We start from the raw sequence: 17,205 nt of genomic DNA on the forward strand, positions 1-17,205 counted from the left end.
TTACCGCTCGACTTGCATGTGTTAGGCCTGCCGCCAGCGTTCAATCTGAGCCATGATCAAACTCTTCAATTAAAAGTTTTTTGAAACCGAAGTTTCGTGCTCATTGAATTCTGATTTTGATTTCCCATCTATAAAAGATGAGATATCGAATTGACTGTGCTGAAACAAGTAAACTTGTTTCTGTTGGTCACTCAGTTCAATTGAGACTCTAAATTTTTGTGCGTCATTCAGTAAACTGAAATCCGCTGTTAGAACTCAACCTGTACGAGTACCCACACAGATGATTGCTTCATATTTTTAAAGAACGGTGCGACTTAATGCCGCCGCGCTGTTAGCGCTGAGGGTTGTGCATTCTAATCACTTCCCATTTTATGTCAACACTTAATTTTGAAAAGTTTCAGAATCAAGTTTTATTTGACTCCCAACTCGTTGGCTCGTTGCTTTTCAGCGTTGTGCCCCGTGTCGGTGGATGCGCATTATAGGGAAATCGAAACTCAGCGCAACCCCTTTTTTGAAGAAAAGTGAGAAAAACAGCGCGTTCGGACATTAATTACACTAAATGCGCATTTTTTGACATTAAACACACAAAATCAGCTCACTTTCAGGTACACATTACGCAAAAAGGCCAGTCAGAGTATTCTGACTGGCCTTTTTTGTATGTTCTATTAGATGCGATATGCTTAGAACTTATATTCGATACCGGCACCCAGGTAATCTTCTTCTACACCATTGTCTTCGTCAACACTTGAGTAGAATGCGTAAAGTTTTGCTGCTTTGCTTAGCTTGTGGTCAATACCAACAGAGATACCATCTACTTTATCGCCTTTATCAAAGTCGATAACCTGATATTGTAGCTTTAGGGTATTCGCACCGAAACCATATGCCGCGTTTACCATGTAACCGTCAGCTTCATCAGACCCATCAACTTTCTCTTGCATCTGATACATTGCGCCCAGTTTGAAATCTGCTACTTTACCTTGTACTGAAAAACGTACTGCGTCGTAGCCTTTTACTTCACTATCTGTTGCAACTGCAGCGTAGAAGTTAGTCTTTTTCAGTTTAGCATCACCATAAGTCAGGGCTGCTGAGAAACCGTTTTCACCCTCAGTGCTATCTTCTGCAATAAAGGTACCTAGCACTTTGAAGCCATTGAAGCTGGCCGACTTATAAGAAATAGAGTCGCCCAGACGGTTTTCACCTTTAAACAGATTCTTAATATCTGCCTCAAGGTCGTTGAACAGGTCCAGCTTGCCTTGTGACTGTTTGAATGCCGTGTCATTGCGACCAATAACAACTTCACCGAAACCGCCTTTCAGGCCCACATACTGGTTACGCGCTGTAATGTTGTCATCATCGCCTTTAGAGTCCGCATCAGATACATCAACCTGAAACTCCAATTTGTAGATAACTTCCAGACCAGAGTCCAGCTTTTCTGACCCCTTGAAACCAAAGCGTGATGCATTGCTCTTCACTTCTGTGAATGAACCTTCACCTTCATCTGAACTTTGCACAGACAAATTCGCTTTACCATATACATCAACATCAGCGTAAGCGCTCGCAGACAAAGCACCGAAAATAGAAACAAACAATGCTGATTTGGATAATTTCATGTGTATTTCCTCAAGTATCGCAACACGTAATTTTTTAGACAGGCGCAGTCTGCCAGCGATACGTGACAGAAATATTACACTTAAAATAAAAGTGACATTTAACTGTCAGTCAATCATCATAAATAATTCAACAATCTGTAACCTAATCAGGTAAAGACGCCAAAAGACTGGCAATTGTCTCAATTTGTTCTATCTGTTCATTATCCTTGTGATAAGCAACATAGATTTCCCGTGCATTTTGCTCCACTGATTCTATATGAAATAGCTGCTTCTTCTCTATCGGCTCAACGGCCAGTGCACGGGGTATAAATGCTGAGCCACCACACTGCATGATCAAATCCAGTGCGATACGACCCGTACTGGTTCTGAAATAAGGCGGTGTACTGCCGTTAAACTGTTTCGCATGCCACAATGAAAAAGCCGTTCCCCAGTCTACGTAAACATATTGCTTATCAAAAAAGTCTTCACTGGTGGTTTGCACCATTGTACTGACCGGGATGATAGCCAGATGCTTAATTTGCTTAACGACCAGTTCATCCACTTTAGGTGGGTCAAATAGCACCGCAATATCGAGCGTTCGCTCCAATAATAAACGAGTACTCTCCTGCTGCGCTTTGACCTCAGCCACCAGCGATACTCCAGGCATCGCCGCCACAATGTGGTTAATCCCAAACTGTAAAAAGGCGTCCCAAATATTTGGCGTGCCGGCCAGTGACACTTGTTTATGCATATTATTGGCAAGTGCGACATCAACCTTGGCACGCTGCATCCCGGTGAGGATCATATTGGCATGAGGTAACAAACGTTCGCCCGGCGCAGTCAGTTGAATATTATTACGCTGACGTATGAACAAATTAACGCCAAGGCTTTGTTCTAACTGGCGGATCCGAAAGCTGACAGCAGATTGAGTAATATATAAATTTTCCGCTGCGCGACCAAAATGACGCGTCTTAACAACTTCGACAAATGTTTTTAATAGATCTAGGTCCACATACCCCCCTTACGATAAAAAAAACTCGTTTAAATATTTGTTCTCTATGGTCCATACTCCTGCCAAACAATGCTGAGGATTTCACCATGAATCAAAATTTAGCGACCTTGAAAGAAGCTTTTGTTACATCTAAACATTTCTATGATGATCTTAACTTTCCTCGAGGGTTTTCTCGCAGCGGACACTTCACTTTGCAGGAGTCTGATGTACTGGAAAACCATGGTGCACTACTAAAGAGCTTATACACCAAAGCTAGCCAGCCACAAAATGAATTTCAACGACAATTTGTCGACGTCATGGAGGGACGACAAACACCAGGCAATGTGATGGAAAAAACCTGGACGAAATACCTGAAACTCACAACCTGCAAAACCAAGTTTCATACTTTGTTTGGCCGCTCTAAGGTAGAGACAAATAAAGAAGAAGTCGAAGCTGTTGCCGTGGAGGCAGACGACGAAATGTAATACATTACAGGGGGACTGACAGGTTCAGTCCCCCCAACATAATTACGCAGCCGCGAGACGGCGCTGCGCTTTACCCGAACGGTAAGAATCAAAACTGAACAGTGCCAGGGCAGACCAGATAAAGGCGAACGTTAACACCCGCTCAGCACTAAATACTTCACCATAGAACACCACAGCCAGAACGAACATCAAACTTGGTCCAATATATTGAAAGAAACCCAAAGTCGAATAGGGAATACGTTTTGCGGCAGCGGTGAAACACAGTAAAGGTAATGTCGTTACAACCCCTGCGCTAATCAATAACACATTAGTGACCCAGTCATTCACCATCATATTGCTGGTTTCACTGGGTGTTAACCACCACCAGTAACCCAGTGCAATGGGCAGCAGAATAACGGCTTCAATCAACAGGCCAGGCAAAGACTCTACCGCCATAGTCTTACGCAATAACCCATAAATCGCAAATGACCCGGCTAAAGAGAAGGCAATCACCGGAAACGAGCCAAAGCTGACCAATTGCAGCACCACCCCGACAACGGCCAGCGCAACCGCAAACTGCTGGCGAGGCCGCAAGCGCTCTTGTAAAAACAACATACCCAACAACACATTAAGTAAAGGGTTAATATAGTAGCCCAAACTTGCATCCAACATATGCCCATTATTCACTGACCAGATGAATAAGCCCCAGTTAAATCCCAGCAATAAGGCCGTAACCGTCAACATGAGCATGAGTTTTGGCTGACGCAGCACGGCAACTACTTTGTCCCAGTTGAGTTTTATGGCGATGATCAAGGCAATAAAGAGTACCGACCAGACCACACGATGGATAAGAATTTCAAGCGCATCCACTTGATCCAGCGATTTAAAATAGATGGGAGCCAATCCCCACATCAAAAATGCTAAAACGGCAAAGATATACCCCTGCTTCGTTTCACTACTCGTTCCCATTCATTTCTCCCAAGCACAACATAATTGGTCTTCTGATTGTTCCCACAGATGCCAAGCGCGCAGTATACCGTAATCTGTACCTGCCCGTATGATTTTCCTGTGATCAAAAACAAAAGACTTCTGCTGCAAAACCCACTAAAATGCGCTCGATGGAAAATCTTGCAACTCACTCAATCGACACACCGCACGGCGTACTGAAAGAAGTTTTTGGCTACAGTGACTTTCGTGACGGGCAACTCGACGTCATTCAGGCCTGCCTGGACGGGCGCGACAGCTTAGTACTGCTACCAACCGGTGGCGGCAAATCTTTATGCTATCAGGTACCCGCGTTACTTTTGCCAGGCACCTGCGTCGTGGTCTCTCCGCTGATCTCTTTGATGCAAGACCAGGTTGCACAGTTACAAGCTCTGGGTATCTCAGCAGAGTTTATCAATAACAGCCTCGACCGGGCTCAGCAGCAAGCCATCTACCAGCGCCTGCATCAGGGTGAAATAAAACTCTTGTATGTGGCGCCGGAAAAAATACTGCAAAGCGAATTTATTGAGCGCCTGAGCCACCTCCAACTAGGCTTATTCGCCATCGATGAAGCGCACTGCGTATCACACTGGGGGCATGATTTCAGACCGCACTACTGTCGACTGCATGAATTAAAGCATCGCTTTGCCTCAATCCCTATGATGGCGCTTACCGCGACAGCCGATTTGGCAACCCGCAGTGACATTGTCACCCAACTCGGTTTACAGGCGCCTTTTATTCATACGGGCAGCTTCGACAGACCGAATATTCGTTACACCATCGAAGAGAAGTTCAAACCATTATCTCAGTTGATGCGCTATCTGCGCACGCAAAAAGGGCAAAGCGGCATTGTTTATTGCTCCAGCCGTAAACGTGTTGATGACATCGCCGAAAAACTGGTTGAAGCCGGCTTTAATGCAGCTGCTTACCATGCGGGGATGAGCAATGAGCAACGCCAGTTTGTACAAAATGCCTTTGCTCGTGATGACATTCAGATTGTGGTTGCAACGGTGGCTTTCGGCATGGGGATCAATAAGTCGAACGTGCGGTATGTACTGCACTATGACATTCCCAAGAGTATCGAAGCGTATTACCAGGAAACAGGCCGTGCCGGCCGCGATGGCCTGGCAGCAGAAGCCATCATGTACTTCGACCCCGCAGACATTGGTCGGGTCAAACGGTTTTTTGAAGACATTGAGGATGAGCACAGGCGCAGAGTCGAAGAGCAACGATTTAGCTCAATGGCCAGTTTTGCCTCGGCACAAACCTGCCGACGCCAGATCCTGCTCAATTATTTCAGCGAATATCAACGCGAACCATGCGGCAACTGTGACATCTGCCTGAACCCGCCAAAACGATTTGACGGCACTTTGGTTGCCCAACAAGCCTTGTCCTGTATCTATCGGGCAGAGCAGCGCTTTGGGCTTGGCTATATTGTGGACGTGTTACGCGGCGCCAATACCGCACGGATCCGGGACAACCAACACCACACCCTGAGCACCTATGGCATTGGCAAAGAGCACAGCAACGAGTACTGGCTGAGTATTCTGCGACAACTCATACATCATGGCCTGGTTGCCCAAGACATTACCCAGGGTGCCGCATTGCGCCTGACCGAAGGGGCTCGCTCAGTACTGCGAGGAGAATATGCCCTACAACTGGCCCAGCCACGGCTTGAAGCGAAGCATGTTTATCAGGATAAACTGGCGCAGTTCAATTATGATAAAAAGCTCTTTGCTAAATTGCGTAGCCTGCGCAAAGAGCTCGCCGATCAGGATGACGTACCACCTTATGTGGTATTCAGTGATAAAACCCTGGCGGAAATGGCACAACTAACGCCGACCAATGATAGCGAATTCTTGAAAGTCTCTGGGGTTGGCTTCACCAAGCTCAGCAAATACGGCGCACCTTTTATGCAGCTGATCCGCAATTACCTCGACACAGATTAACCTAACCGTTTAAGTGGAGTCACAGTGACAACGCGTATCGATCATTTACCAGATCAAAACCACATTCTTGTCATCCCCAGCTCGCTGCCTGATGCAGATGAGTTTGAGCTTTGGGGACACATTTTCTTGCACCTGGATGGCCTTGCCTTGCTGGAATTTCATCAGGGTGCTGACCGCCACCAGTGGCGCTTCAATTATGCAGGGCACCCATACAACCTCAATTTTGAGCACTATAGTGAGAGTATCTGGATCGCGCCGGAAGGCCTTGGTGCTACTGAACATTTGCCGAACCTAGTAACATTATTACGGTTAAATTTACAACAATAATATAGACTTAGTTGAGCAGCTATGGCTAACATAGGCCATAATTAAAAGTACGTTAATTAACGACAGGCTGTTCTATGGGTTGGGTTGTTCGCACGTCAATACTAGCAGTACTCACATCAGTGGTAACCACGTCAGTGCAAGTTGCTGCCAGTACGTCATCAAGTGCTTCTGCGCATTGCAGTAACAACCGCCCTACTACGCCTGAGGATGATAACCTCCACCGCCAGTTAGATAGCACCGACACCTTACCAGCTTTACTCAATGCCTCTGTGGTTAGCATTGAGCTCAAACAACTGAATGTCTTTGACACCTCTTTGCCGGAGGAAGATAACGCCGTGTTTCGTTTTGCAAATCGGGCGCACGTCAAAACGAAACCTGAGGTGATCCGCAATTTATTGCTGTTTAGCCAAGGGGGCAAATATGACCCCAAACTGCTTCGGGAGTCAGAACGACTTTTACGCCAGCAGCCCTATATCTATGATGCCAGGATCTTTGCCGAACAAACCTGTGAGGGTGAAGTGGCTGTTACAGTCATTACACGTGACCTCTGGACCTTGCTACCCGATATCAGTTTCAGCCGCAGTGGCGGCGATAATTCAAGTCGTCTCGGCTTTCGTGAGTCCAACTTGCTGGGCTACGGTAAACGCCTGTCACTGACACATATTTCCGACCCGGATCGCAGTGGCTATTTATTTGTTTACGATGATCCCCAAATTTTGTCGAGCCGTTACCGGGGACGCCTTGAATACGCAGACAACGATGATGGAAAAGTGCATTATGTCGGCGTTGAATACCCATTTTTTTCAATCTCCACGCCTTATAGTTACGGTATCAGTAACTTAAGTAACCGTCGGGTTGAGTCATTCTACAATCTGGGTGAAGAAATCTCGGAGTATCAACAGCTCAGTGAGATATCCAACTTCTACATTGGCCGCGCCTTTGCACTCGACAACGACTGGACGCGTCGGCTGTTACTTGGATATCAGGATGAAAAGCAAGAATTTGCTCGCCTACGCGGTACCACTTTACCCATTGCTGAAAACCGGACACTACGCTACCCCTATATTCAGGCACAGTGGTTCGAAGATGCCTATATTAAAGTCCGTAACTTTGACTCAATCTATCGCACTGAGGATTTAAATTTAGGCTGGAATATCAATGCCCAGCTTGGCTATTCAGACAGTGGGCTCAGTGATGATGACAGCCGTTGGGTGATGGCCTTCAATGCCAATAAAGCTCATTTCACCTCTGCAGATAGCTTGCTCCGCTTCGCCTTAAATTTACATGGTTACTGGAACAAACGTCAGGATCAGGCTGAAAACCTGCTGATCAGCTCACGAGTGCAGTATTACCTTAACACTAGCATACGTCAGTCCTGGTATGCCCAGCTTGAAATTCAGTATGGTAAACACCTCAGTGCCGATAAGCAGATCACGCTTGGCGGAGAAACTGGTTTGCGGGGGTATCCCAGCAATTACCTGCAAGGCAATCGGCGCATCCTGCTTAACCTTGAGAAGCGTTATTACTGGGAATATGATTTGCTGCACCTGTTTAAAGTAGGTGGTGCTGCCTACTTTGATATTGGCCGCGTTGATGGCCGCCCGATACCACCGCCATTGCCAGGCAGCCTCGACGAGCCGAACACGTTAACGGACCTACAACAGCACGCGTTAACACATCAAATTCAGGGCCAGTTTCTAAAAAACATCGGTGTTGGACTGCGGCTTGCTCCCAGTCGGGCCAACTCGGGACTGGTGCTGCATCTGGACGTCGCGGCGCCCCTTGATGGCCCGGACAACATCGACTCAGTACAGTGGTTGTTTACCGTTAAAAACCGCTTTTAAACAGCTAAATTTCCCTGATATCATCGCGCTTTATTGATATTTAAATAGGTCTGCCACGTGCCTGAAGCAATTACGTCATTCCTGCTCACTGAGTACAAACTGATTGTCACACTGCTGTTCGTTTTCCTGTTTCCTTTGTTGCTCAAACTGGCTATCAAAATACTCCATCGTATCACCCGGGGTAAAATCGACCTGCACAGACAACAAAGAGCTGAGTTACTGCTCAAAGGGCTGGTTGGAACGGTGTTGTTATGCCTGTTGCTGGTGTTCTGGGGGATCGAGTTGCGTGGTTTATTAGTGCTGGGCTCCTCCTTATTTGCCATGCTCGGTGTTGCCTTGTTTGCCGCCTGGTCTTTGCTCAGCAACCTGACTGCTTTTTTAATCATGTTTGTGCAAAATGACTTTCGCCTTGGCAACTGGGTCAGGGTTATAGATGGTGCCAACGCCATCGAAGGCTGTATTGTCGAAATGGGGCTGATGAATGTGGTGTTACGTCATGTCGATGGGCATAAAGTGGTCTACCCCAACAACCTGTTCGTTACTCGTCCGGTCTGGGTATTAACCGAAGCGCCGGCCAAACCGAAAAACATCACTGAGCGAAGGGTACTAGGCCCTAAAAAATAACCAAACCTGTCGAGTGTCATACAAAAGTGACATGACACATGATATACGAAGATATCTTAAAGTGAACAAGGAAGGACCGATGAAAACACCCAAATTGTGTGCCGTTATGATTGCGGGCATGCTGCTACTGTCAGGCTGTAAAAGCCTGGTTGAAAAAGGAGATAAATTGTATGAGGCCGGCATGTATGATCAATCTGCCGAGTTCTACGAACAAGCCCTCGCCGAGGATCCTCAGGATGTAGAGGCACGTCAGCGGCTTACTCTGGCGCGCAATAAAATCATCGACCGTGGACTCATTGACGTGCGCATGTTACGCCTGTCTGGCAATCATACCGGCGCGGCACTCAAGCTAGAAGCCTTACTACGTAACCAGGTAAGCTGGCACATAGAGCCTATCGGGCCCATGGCAGAAACCCAAAATGAAGAGCTGCGATATGCCACCAGCTGGCTCAAGCAAGAGGCTTTGTCACTGTCCCGCTCAGCCTTCCCGGATCCATTTCGATACTTCGAAATGCGTTATGCCTTTTTAATTGCCAATGCCAGACTGGGCAACGCCTTTGCTCAGTATCAGGAGCAATTAAAGATCAATGCCAAGCGTCAGTGTGAAAAACTCAGTACATCGCAGAGCAAAGATCGTCTGTTCTTACAGCGCTTTTATCGCAAATATTGTCAAGCCTGGAGTATCGCCAGCCGCCCCACACAACGAGTGACTGCCCGGGCTTTATATTCCGAGATCCGCATCGTGCCAAAACTCACTGTGCAACTGCACGACACGAGCACACAAAAACAACGCCTTCAGACTGTCTTATCTCAGCTAAATGACGCTTTTAGGGACAGTCTATGGTACCACCCGCAAGGTGAGGGGACCTTCACGCTTAACGTCCATGCCACTTTCAAACACAGCCGCAATACCAAGCTGGTGAACAGACAGAAGCACTACACGCTGGAACAAGCACAGCCCAACCCGAGTGAGCCAGGTTCTTTTATTGATGTTGAAGTAGCAAAAACCTACCAGTACCCTGTCACTGAATTCACGGAGCATTATAGTCTGGATATGATGTATCTGGGTCGTCTGGGTAGGCAACAAATTGAGCATAAAGTGGACGATAGCCAGGTGCATCACACGCAAAGCCATTATGCGGACTTCCCCGATTTGGATCTGGAACCACAACAAGCGCAATTTCTGGATGTTAGCACGCATTTAAACAAACAGCTCACGGAGCTACACACTCAGTTTGTCGCAGACCTGGATCGCGTGTGGCTGCAAACCTACTGCGAAGATCAACTCGGTTCAGCCGATGGCGAATATGTACTGCGCTGTGCCAAACTGGCGCCACAACATGATTACGTCAATAACTGGTTTAATCAGCACTTTGGATTAAGTTACCAGGCGATGTCGAGTCTCTACTCGCTTTAGCCTTTATCTGCAGAACACGAATAAAGCTGCTGTGGCGGTGCCAGCGGTGCGCCATTGACAAAAAATACCGAGGGTGAGTTTTTGCCACACAGCTTCCAGGCCAGCAACTTAGTGATCAAACGCAGCACCATCACCTTTTGTGAGCGTGCGCCTTTGAGTTCATCTGGTAAACGGCCCAGCGCGCCACGGCAATAGACACTCCCCGAAGTCGGACCCACTAAAGTCTCGAGCGGCTCGCGCACAAAGCTATGTATGATCCCCACCATGGGCCAGAAGGGGCTAAAACAGTTGCCAACCGGGGTATGACAGCATTGGGTGTACCAACGATAGACGCCTCCCCTGGTCAGCTGTAAGCAGGCCAGCTGATCATGTCCTGTTAAAATACTGACGTGCGCCGGTGGCACCTGATAAATATCCGTTCCGCCAAAGTCGTTGAGAGAGTCGGTCTGTGCCAGGTGATGCAGATACGCGCGACAATCCTGACAATAGCAGGTCAGACGATTCCCTTGCCAATGCGGGTGCGCAGCGATGCGCCCGGTAACCTGACCACAGTGGCAACCCAGTTTAAACCCTTCAACCATCATACCTGCTCTCACCTTTCTCTCCTCATCTAGTTTCCCTGTTCAAGCCAGCTTCACCTGTCGGGCCTGTATTGTAGAATAAACCGATTGGGAACACAGCACTTGGCGAGATCCCGACTTCATGCTAACTTCTCGCTCAGTTTAGACTAACAGGAAGCCTTTTATGCCTAAAGCCAGTGAAATAAAGAAACACGCCGCGATTGATTATAATGGTCGCGTAATGATCGTCCGAGATATTGAGCGCTCTGTACCGCAAGGTCGTGCTGGCGGCAGTTTATACCGTATGCGTATGTACGATGTCGTCAATGGCGGTAAAGTCGATGAAACCTTTAAAGCCGAAGAAATGCTACAACTGGCCGATTTAACGCGTCGCCCGGCAATGCTTTCTTACATTGATGGTGACGAATATGTATTCATGGATGACGAGGACTATACTCCTTATCACATCCACAAAGACTCGATTGCTGAACAGGTCCTGTTCATCAATGAAGAAACCAAAGGCCTGCTGATCGTTGTTGTAGAAGGCACCCCGGTATCATTAGATCTGCCTTCAAGCGTTGAGCTGGTAATCGAAGAAACCGCCCCCTCTATCAAAGGCGCATCGGCCAGTGCCCGTACTAAGCCAGCCACATTAACAACAGGCTTAGTAGTTCAGGTACCTGAGCATATTTCCAGCGGTGATAAAATTAAAATCAACACTGCAGAATCAAAGTTTATGAGCCGCGCAGACAGTTAAGTCTGCGGTGCCCGCCATACCCAGGTGGGCACTCTATTAGCGTGTTCAAAGTTCAACCAATTTATGAGATACCATAGCCGTTTTGCGCAAAAATCGGTAATATAACCCACAATAACACTCTTAATCGGACACGTTTGTGGTCATACTGGGGTGCATCAGCACCAAGTTGATAGATGGAATTATACACGGATGAAAACAAGTAAGCTGAGTATCAGGCTATTATGGTATATCACTCCTTTGGTGATATTGCCGCTGCTACTGCTCGGCGGCTTTACGCTGACCAACGTCACCAGCTCTACCCAAAAGCAGGCAAAACTCATTGTCAGTCGCTTTGTTGAACAACAACAACAAAAAATGTTCAACTACATGGAAATCTATCAATCCACCACTAAATTGTTGTCGACCTCTCCGGTGCTCAGTGATTTTTTAAGCCTGCCAGAAAAAGAAGCTCAGGAAAAAACACAACGTCTGGGTGCACTCATGGATGTGTTCGCCAGTTACAGCGAAGCCTATCCCGATATAATTAGCATCAATCTGGTCAATGAGCACGGCCAGAGTCATGCCTTTTATGCCAGTAACCTGAATCGGGCACCTCAGTCCTATCCCTTTTTTGCCCAGGTCCGGCAAAGTAACTTACGTCAGCAACAATTTATGCAAGCATCGCATAATGGCGGTACACAACTGTATTTTGTGCAGCAGATTTACGGGGTAGATTTCAATCTAAACCGGCCTCAACGCGAAGGCTACATTATTGTTCAGGTCGCGCCGTCAATCATCAGCAGTAGTATTCTGGAAGCCCCCTATGACAATACACTGAACCTGTTGGTGTCAGCTTCAGGCGAAGTCTTATTTAGCTCCGACAGTCATTTTAATCAAAGCTTTCTGAGCGCCGAGGAAATGGCACAGATCAATGGTCTGGCAGATAAAGGTAAACTGGACTCTCTGGTGCTACCATCCATTGATAACCTAAGACGCATGACCTATAGCGCGCAGCTCAGTGGCGGTTACTATTATATCTCAACCATTCCTAAAACAATTTTATATCAGTCAGGCAAAGCGATCAGCCTGACCACCGCCCTGATTGTTATCCTGTCGGTCATTACACTTCCCATTTTGATCTTTATTGTGGTGAGAAACTTGCTCCTGACTCCCATTGAGCTGCTCGGGGAAGCCAGCCATCGCGTCGGGGATGGCGATTTATCGGTTGCGCTACCCGCCCATGACGATGACGAAGTTGGCATTTTGTTTGATGACTTTAACCATATGATCAAACAGATCCGCGATTTCCAGGGGGAGCTGGAAGACTACAAACTGCACCTGGAAGAAAAAGTAGAAAACCGTACCCGGGCACTGGAAGAAATGAACCGACAGTTAGAGGTCGCGATTGCCGAAGCCGAACAGGCCAGCCAGCTAAAAAGCCGTTTCCTGGCCAATATGAGTCACGAGATCCGCACACCGCTGACTGCCATTATGGGCTTTACCGAACAGATACTCCATTATCCAAATGCCACTAACTCAGCGCTACACCTGGATACCATTTTGCGCAATTCCAGGCATTTACTGGAATTAATCAATAACATTCTGGACTTGTCTAAGATTGAGGCCGAGAAATTAGCTGTTGAACAAGACCCCATTGAATTGCTTCATTTACTGAAGGATGTGGAGTCTATTATTGCTCCTATGGCAGAGCAAAAGCAGCTGGAATTCACCGTACACTATGCCTTACCCCTGCCTCAGCAGCTCTTCAGTGATGAAACCCGCCTCAAACAGATCCTGCTTAACATCGCAACGAATGCGGTTAAGTTTACTGAAACAGGCAGTATCCAGATCAGTGCCCGTTATCGTTCAGACACAGCCCGATTTGAATTTGAAGTCAAAGACAGTGGCATCGGGATGTCACAAGGCGAGATGTCCCGTGTATTTAAACCCTTTGAGCAAGCTGATTCCACCACCACCCGACGATTCGGTGGCACAGGCCTGGGGTTGTGTATCTCAAAAAATCTGGCGCAGCTGTTAGGCGGAGATGTCAGTGTAGAAAGTGCTCAGGGGGTCGGCAGTTGCTTTATTATTAGCGTTGCGGCCAATCACCCGACGCAAGATTTTGCCTGGATTGAGGAAGAAGACCAGCTGGCACACGATCATGTGGTATCAGCCCAACAACTGGACCAGACTCAGCTGGAAGCCGAAATTCTGCTTGCCGAGGATAACCCGGATAACCAGGAGCTGCTGACCTTACTCCTCGGTGCCTGGGGGCTTAAACCAGATATTGCCAGCAATGGCGCACAAGCCGTGGAGATGGCACTGGTTAACGATTACGATTTGATCCTGATGGACATGCAGATGCCAGTCATGGGCGGTCTGGAAGCCACTGAAATGCTACGCCATGCCGCGTATGATGGCCCTATCATTGCACTGACAGCCAATGTTATGAAACATGACATTGATACCTACCTGGCAGCCGGGTGTGATGCAACACTCGCCAAACCCATTGACCGTGAAAAGCTCGGTGCTGTCCTGCTTAACTACTTACAGCTGGAAGAGGATAAAAACTCCCAGTGGAATTCACTTTTAAAAAGTGAAAAGTACTTACAGATCAGTCGCAACTACGTCGAAAAACTGCCCGACCAACTCATTCAACTGGAACAGCTATTTGGGGATCAGGAATGGGAATCACTCAGAGCCTTGGCGCACAGTCTCAAAGGCAGCGCCGGGTGCTTTGGCTTTACCAACATCCACAGTGCCGCCGGCGATTTGGAAACCAGCCTGCGCGAAGACAACCCAACCAAGTGGGAATATGCCATGCTGACGCTTACACAGGCTATCAGGTATACGTTGGAACAGGAACACGCCTGACTCTGACGAGTCAGTTTTGCACCCATAGGGTTAATGAACTCAGTGGCCCATGAGCTCAGGATCAAACAGCACTTTCCCCATCAACAACGCATCCTCTTTACCATCCGCGCTAGGATAGTAGTTTTTACGCACGCCCATCTCGGTAAAACCAGCCTTGTGATATAGGCCAATGGCTGCTTCATTGCCGACGCGCACTTCCAAAAAGATATTCTCGGCGCGGTCTTGCTCACAGCGTGCCATGAAATGTGCCAACAACTGACTGGCGAGGCCCTGCCCCTGACAAGCAGGCGTGATACAGATGTCCATCAAGGTGAAGTCCGGACCAGCCCGCTCACCCACATAAAAGCCAACCAGTTGCTCACCCTGATACAAGGCGGCATTGAAGTAACGACCGTTCAAACACGACTGCATGGTCTTGCTGGTCCAAGGGTGTGTATGACAGGCCTGCTCAATATCCATAACCTGTTGCAATGGCAGGGCAGCGAGATGATCAGGCCTGATAGAAATGGTCATGATTGCCCACTCCAGATCTGCTGCCACAATGCCCGCTTTTGCGTCGCACTCAGCTGCATCTCCGGTATAACCAAGTGAGCCTGCTGTGCGTGACACGTCCAGCTGATGGCATCGCCTGCAACGACAGTGAGTTCGCTGGCATTGGCCGCTGCACAGATATCCTGTTGCAACTGCGCACTTAGCGTCACGGCAACATCAGCTTGTTCCGCTGGCTGAGACACAGGCGCACCAGGCTGTGGGTTAGGATCAAAAGCAGATTTGAGTTGAAGTGGCATAACACCAAGTAACTGAGCCTGAGTTGCATGCATGCAAAAACACCGGAAAAATTAAATGCTGAGGATTCTAGAATATGCGTGCAACGACTGCAATCTGAATTGTGTTAAATAAGGGAATTACTAAGAAATAAAGAAGGAAGTGGCAGGGGCGGCAGGACTCGAACCCGCAACCATCGGTTTTGGAGACCGCTGTTCTACCAATTGGAACTACGCCCCTGCAATGTCGACGCATTATAATGAGCTAATTGAAAAGGTAAAGAAAAAAAATCAACTTTCTGATTGTTTGCTGTTTTTATCAGCAAAAAGGGCAGATGGTTACCCGATCCGCCCTTTTATTAACCTAATTCAGCTGATATAACTGATGCTTATTCCCACTCAATCGTCGCAGGTGGTTTACCTGAGATGTCATATACTACGCGAGAAATACCATCGATCTCGTTGATGATACGGTTTGACACCTGGCCCAGGAACTCATACGGCAGGTGTGACCAACGCGCTGTCATAAAGTCGATGGTTTCTACACAACGCAGTGAGACAACCCAGTCGTACTTACGCGCATCACCCATTACGCCCACTGAGCGCACCGGAAGGAACACAGTGAAAGCCTGAGATACTTTGTGGTACAGGTCAGCTTTATGCAACTCTTCAATGAAGATAGCATCAGCACGACGTAGCAGGTCGCAGTACTCTTTCTTGATCTCACCCAGTACACGTACACCCAGACCTGGACCCGGGAACGGGTGGCGATATAGCATGTCATACGGTAAGCCTAGCTCCAGGCCAATCTTACGTACTTCATCTTTAAACAGCTCACGTAGCGGCTCCACCAGACCCAGCTCCATGTCTTCCGGCAAGCCACCTACATTGTGGTGAGACTTAATCACATGTGCTTTACCCGTGGCTGATGCCGCAGATTCGATCACGTCCGGGTAGATGGTGCCCTGTGCCAGCCATTTTGCGTTAACACGTTTGCCCGCTTCTTCATCAAATACTTCAATGAAGGTGTGACCAATCGCTTTGCGCTTAGCTTCCGGGTCATCAATGCCTTTCAGTGCATCCAGGAAACGATCTTCAGCATCCACCTTAACGATGTTCAGACCAAATTTATCACCGAACATGTCCATGACCTGCTGGCCTTCATTCAAACGAAGCAGACCATTGTCAACGAATACACACGTCAGCTTATCGCCAATCGCACGGTTGATCAGCATCGCCACCACAGATGAATCAACACCACCAGACAGACCCAGGATCACTTCATCGTCACCCACTTGCTCTTTAATACGAGCAACCGCGTCTTCAATAATCTGGCTCGGCGTCCAGAGCTTTTCACAGCCACAGATATCCGTCGCAAAACGCTCAAGCAGGCGCAGACCCTGTTGCGTGTGTGTTACTTCCGGGTGGAACTGCACACCGTAGAAACGCTTTTCTTCCCAAGACATAGCAGCGTGCGGGCATGTATCTGTTTTTGCAGAAGTAATGAACTGCTCAGGGATCTCGATGACTTTGTCACCATGGCTCATCCATACGTCCAGTTTACCAATACCGTCTTCGATGTGGTCTTCAATCGCTTCGAACAAGGCACAGTTACCGACTTTTTCAACTTCGCGTAACCAAACTCTTTCTTATCTGAGCTGTGTACTTTACCACCCAGCTGTGACGCCATAGTTTGCATGCCGTAACAGATCCCAAGCACAGGCACACCTGCGTTGAACACATATTCTGGAGCGCGTGGGCTACCTTCTAAAGTCGTTGACTCCGGACCACCTGACAGAATAATCCCCTGCGGATTAAATTCGCGGATCTGCTCCTCGGTTACATCCCAGGCCCATAGCTCACAGTAAACGCCGATCTCACGGATGCGGCGGGCGATCAATTGAGTGTATTGAGAACCAAAATCTAAGATCAAAATACGGGAATCATGGATGTCTTTGCTCATTGATAATCTCGTTTGTTAGGAAGCGATAAAACTAGTAAAGCATAAGAAAAATACTTTACCTAAATGGCCGGGCAAGTTTGCCTGCCCAACGCATTGTATTTGATTATTTGTATCCGCCA

Annotated in this window: 16 protein-coding genes, 1 tRNA gene and 1 rRNA gene; 8 read left to right on the forward strand and 10 right to left on the reverse strand. The window is 47.8% G+C overall.

Features of this window, described 5'->3' with window-relative positions:
- From IY568_RS19740 to IY568_RS19750, 3 genes are all read right to left on the reverse strand, one after another.
- A 16S ribosomal RNA gene (locus tag IY568_RS19740) occupies positions 1-72 on the reverse strand; the annotation flags it as partial.
- A gap of 608 nt (positions 73-680) precedes the next feature.
- Positions 681-1,610, reverse strand: a complete 930-nt coding sequence (locus tag IY568_RS19745; protein ID WP_125559167.1) for a porin — start codon at positions 1,608-1,610, stop codon at positions 681-683.
- 142 nt (positions 1,611-1,752) lie between these two features.
- Positions 1,753-2,601 carry a LysR family transcriptional regulator gene (locus IY568_RS19750; protein WP_125559165.1) on the reverse strand — a complete coding sequence of 283 codons (849 nt, stop codon included), beginning with the start codon at positions 2,599-2,601 and terminating at the stop codon, positions 1,753-1,755.
- Positions 2,602-2,687: 86 nt separating this feature from the next.
- On the opposite strand from IY568_RS19750, the gene IY568_RS19755 reads away from it, so the two are divergent.
- Positions 2,688-3,065: a DUF413 domain-containing protein gene (locus IY568_RS19755; RefSeq protein WP_058796367.1), complete on the forward strand. Its 378-nt coding sequence runs from the start codon at positions 2,688-2,690 to the stop codon at positions 3,063-3,065.
- A gap of 42 nt (positions 3,066-3,107) precedes the next feature.
- On the opposite strand, the gene rarD is transcribed toward IY568_RS19755, so the two are convergent.
- Entirely contained in the window at positions 3,108-4,013 is a 906-nt protein-coding gene (rarD, locus tag IY568_RS19760) for an EamA family transporter RarD (protein ID WP_125559161.1), read from the reverse strand.
- Between the two features lie 149 nt (positions 4,014-4,162).
- Between rarD and recQ the strand changes: the two genes are divergently transcribed.
- The 5 genes from recQ (at position 4,163) to IY568_RS19785 (ending at position 10,189) form a co-directional block, all read left to right on the forward strand.
- The gene (recQ, locus tag IY568_RS19765; protein ID WP_138538496.1) at positions 4,163-5,977 is read left to right on the forward strand and encodes a DNA helicase RecQ; all 1,815 of its coding nucleotides are present in this window, start codon (positions 4,163-4,165) and stop codon (positions 5,975-5,977) included.
- A gap of 24 nt (positions 5,978-6,001) precedes the next feature.
- A complete protein-coding gene (locus IY568_RS19770) occupies positions 6,002-6,304 on the forward strand; it encodes a DUF3630 family protein (protein WP_125559157.1) in 303 nt (100 codons plus the stop codon).
- Between the two features lie 74 nt (positions 6,305-6,378).
- Positions 6,379-8,148, forward strand: coding sequence for a hypothetical protein (locus IY568_RS19775; RefSeq protein ID WP_228553470.1), 1,770 nt, complete (start codon positions 6,379-6,381; stop codon positions 8,146-8,148).
- 57 nt (positions 8,149-8,205) lie between these two features.
- Positions 8,206-8,772 (forward strand): mechanosensitive ion channel domain-containing protein, encoded by a 567-nt coding sequence (locus tag IY568_RS19780; RefSeq protein ID WP_125559155.1) that lies wholly within the window; start codon positions 8,206-8,208, stop codon positions 8,770-8,772.
- A 79-nt stretch (positions 8,773-8,851) separates the two neighbouring features.
- Positions 8,852-10,189: a tetratricopeptide repeat protein gene (locus tag IY568_RS19785; RefSeq protein WP_194868483.1), complete on the forward strand. Its 1,338-nt coding sequence runs from the start codon at positions 8,852-8,854 to the stop codon at positions 10,187-10,189.
- Here the strand turns inward: IY568_RS19785 and IY568_RS19790 are convergent.
- Positions 10,186-10,785: a DUF6151 family protein gene (locus IY568_RS19790; protein ID WP_194868484.1), complete on the reverse strand. Its 600-nt coding sequence runs from the start codon at positions 10,783-10,785 to the stop codon at positions 10,186-10,188. The genes IY568_RS19785 and IY568_RS19790 overlap by 4 nt on opposite strands.
- Before the next feature lie 148 nt (positions 10,786-10,933).
- Between IY568_RS19790 and yeiP the strand changes: the two genes are divergently transcribed.
- Entirely contained in the window at positions 10,934-11,506 is a 573-nt protein-coding gene (gene yeiP, locus IY568_RS19795; protein WP_125559149.1) for an elongation factor P-like protein YeiP, read from the forward strand.
- Between the two features lie 189 nt (positions 11,507-11,695).
- Positions 11,696-14,359: an ATP-binding protein gene (locus IY568_RS19800; protein ID WP_194868485.1), complete on the forward strand. Its 2,664-nt coding sequence runs from the start codon at positions 11,696-11,698 to the stop codon at positions 14,357-14,359.
- Positions 14,360-14,398: 39 nt separating this feature from the next.
- On the opposite strand, the gene rimI is transcribed toward IY568_RS19800, so the two are convergent.
- The 5 genes from rimI to IY568_RS25170 form a co-directional block, all read right to left on the reverse strand.
- On the reverse strand, positions 14,399-14,872 hold the full coding sequence (gene rimI, locus IY568_RS19805) for a ribosomal protein S18-alanine N-acetyltransferase (protein ID WP_125559203.1): 474 nt from the start codon (positions 14,870-14,872) through the stop codon (positions 14,399-14,401).
- Entirely contained in the window at positions 14,869-15,180 is a 312-nt protein-coding gene (locus IY568_RS19810) for a hypothetical protein (protein WP_194868486.1), read from the reverse strand. Before IY568_RS19810 ends, rimI begins: the two co-directional genes overlap by 4 nt.
- Positions 15,181-15,287: 107 nt before the next feature.
- A tRNA-Trp gene (locus tag IY568_RS19815) sits at positions 15,288-15,364 on the reverse strand.
- A 148-nt stretch (positions 15,365-15,512) separates the two neighbouring features.
- Complete coding sequence (gene guaA, locus IY568_RS19820; RefSeq protein WP_267252371.1) at positions 15,513-16,727, reverse strand: glutamine-hydrolyzing GMP synthase; 1,215 nt, start codon at positions 16,725-16,727, stop codon at positions 15,513-15,515.
- Entirely contained in the window at positions 16,667-17,086 is a 420-nt protein-coding gene (locus IY568_RS25170; RefSeq protein WP_267252373.1) for a glutamine amidotransferase-related protein, read from the reverse strand. The genes guaA and IY568_RS25170 overlap by 61 nt, the downstream gene beginning before the upstream one ends.
- Positions 17,087-17,205: the final 119 nt, after the last annotated feature.

The sequence above is a fragment of the Pseudoalteromonas sp. PPB1 genome, assembly GCF_015356275.1.
Taxonomy (GTDB): domain Bacteria; phylum Pseudomonadota; class Gammaproteobacteria; order Enterobacterales; family Alteromonadaceae; genus Pseudoalteromonas; species Pseudoalteromonas rubra_D.

Coding starts and splice junctions, on each gene's coding strand:
- IY568_RS19745 (WP_125559167.1), bottom strand. CDS start 1,610: ATGAAATTATCCAAATCAGCATTGTTTGTTTCTATTTTCGGTGCTTTG.
- IY568_RS19755 (WP_058796367.1), top strand. CDS start 2,688: ATGAATCAAAATTTAGCGACCTTGAAAGAAGCTTTTGTTACATCTAAA.
- rarD (WP_125559161.1), bottom strand. CDS start 4,013: ATGGGAACGAGTAGTGAAACGAAGCAGGGGTATATCTTTGCCGTTTTA.
- recQ (WP_138538496.1), top strand. CDS start 4,163: ATGGAAAATCTTGCAACTCACTCAATCGACACACCGCACGGCGTACTG.
- IY568_RS19775 (WP_228553470.1), top strand. CDS start 6,379: ATGGGTTGGGTTGTTCGCACGTCAATACTAGCAGTACTCACATCAGTG.
- IY568_RS19785 (WP_194868483.1), top strand. CDS start 8,852: ATGAAAACACCCAAATTGTGTGCCGTTATGATTGCGGGCATGCTGCTA.
- yeiP (WP_125559149.1), top strand. CDS start 10,934: ATGCCTAAAGCCAGTGAAATAAAGAAACACGCCGCGATTGATTATAAT.
- IY568_RS19800 (WP_194868485.1), top strand. CDS start 11,696: ATGAAAACAAGTAAGCTGAGTATCAGGCTATTATGGTATATCACTCCT.
- rimI (WP_125559203.1), bottom strand. CDS start 14,872: ATGACCATTTCTATCAGGCCTGATCATCTCGCTGCCCTGCCATTGCAA.
- IY568_RS19810 (WP_194868486.1), bottom strand. CDS start 15,180: ATGCATGCAACTCAGGCTCAGTTACTTGGTGTTATGCCACTTCAACTC.
- IY568_RS25170 (WP_267252373.1), bottom strand. CDS start 17,086: ATGAGCAAAGACATCCATGATTCCCGTATTTTGATCTTAGATTTTGGT.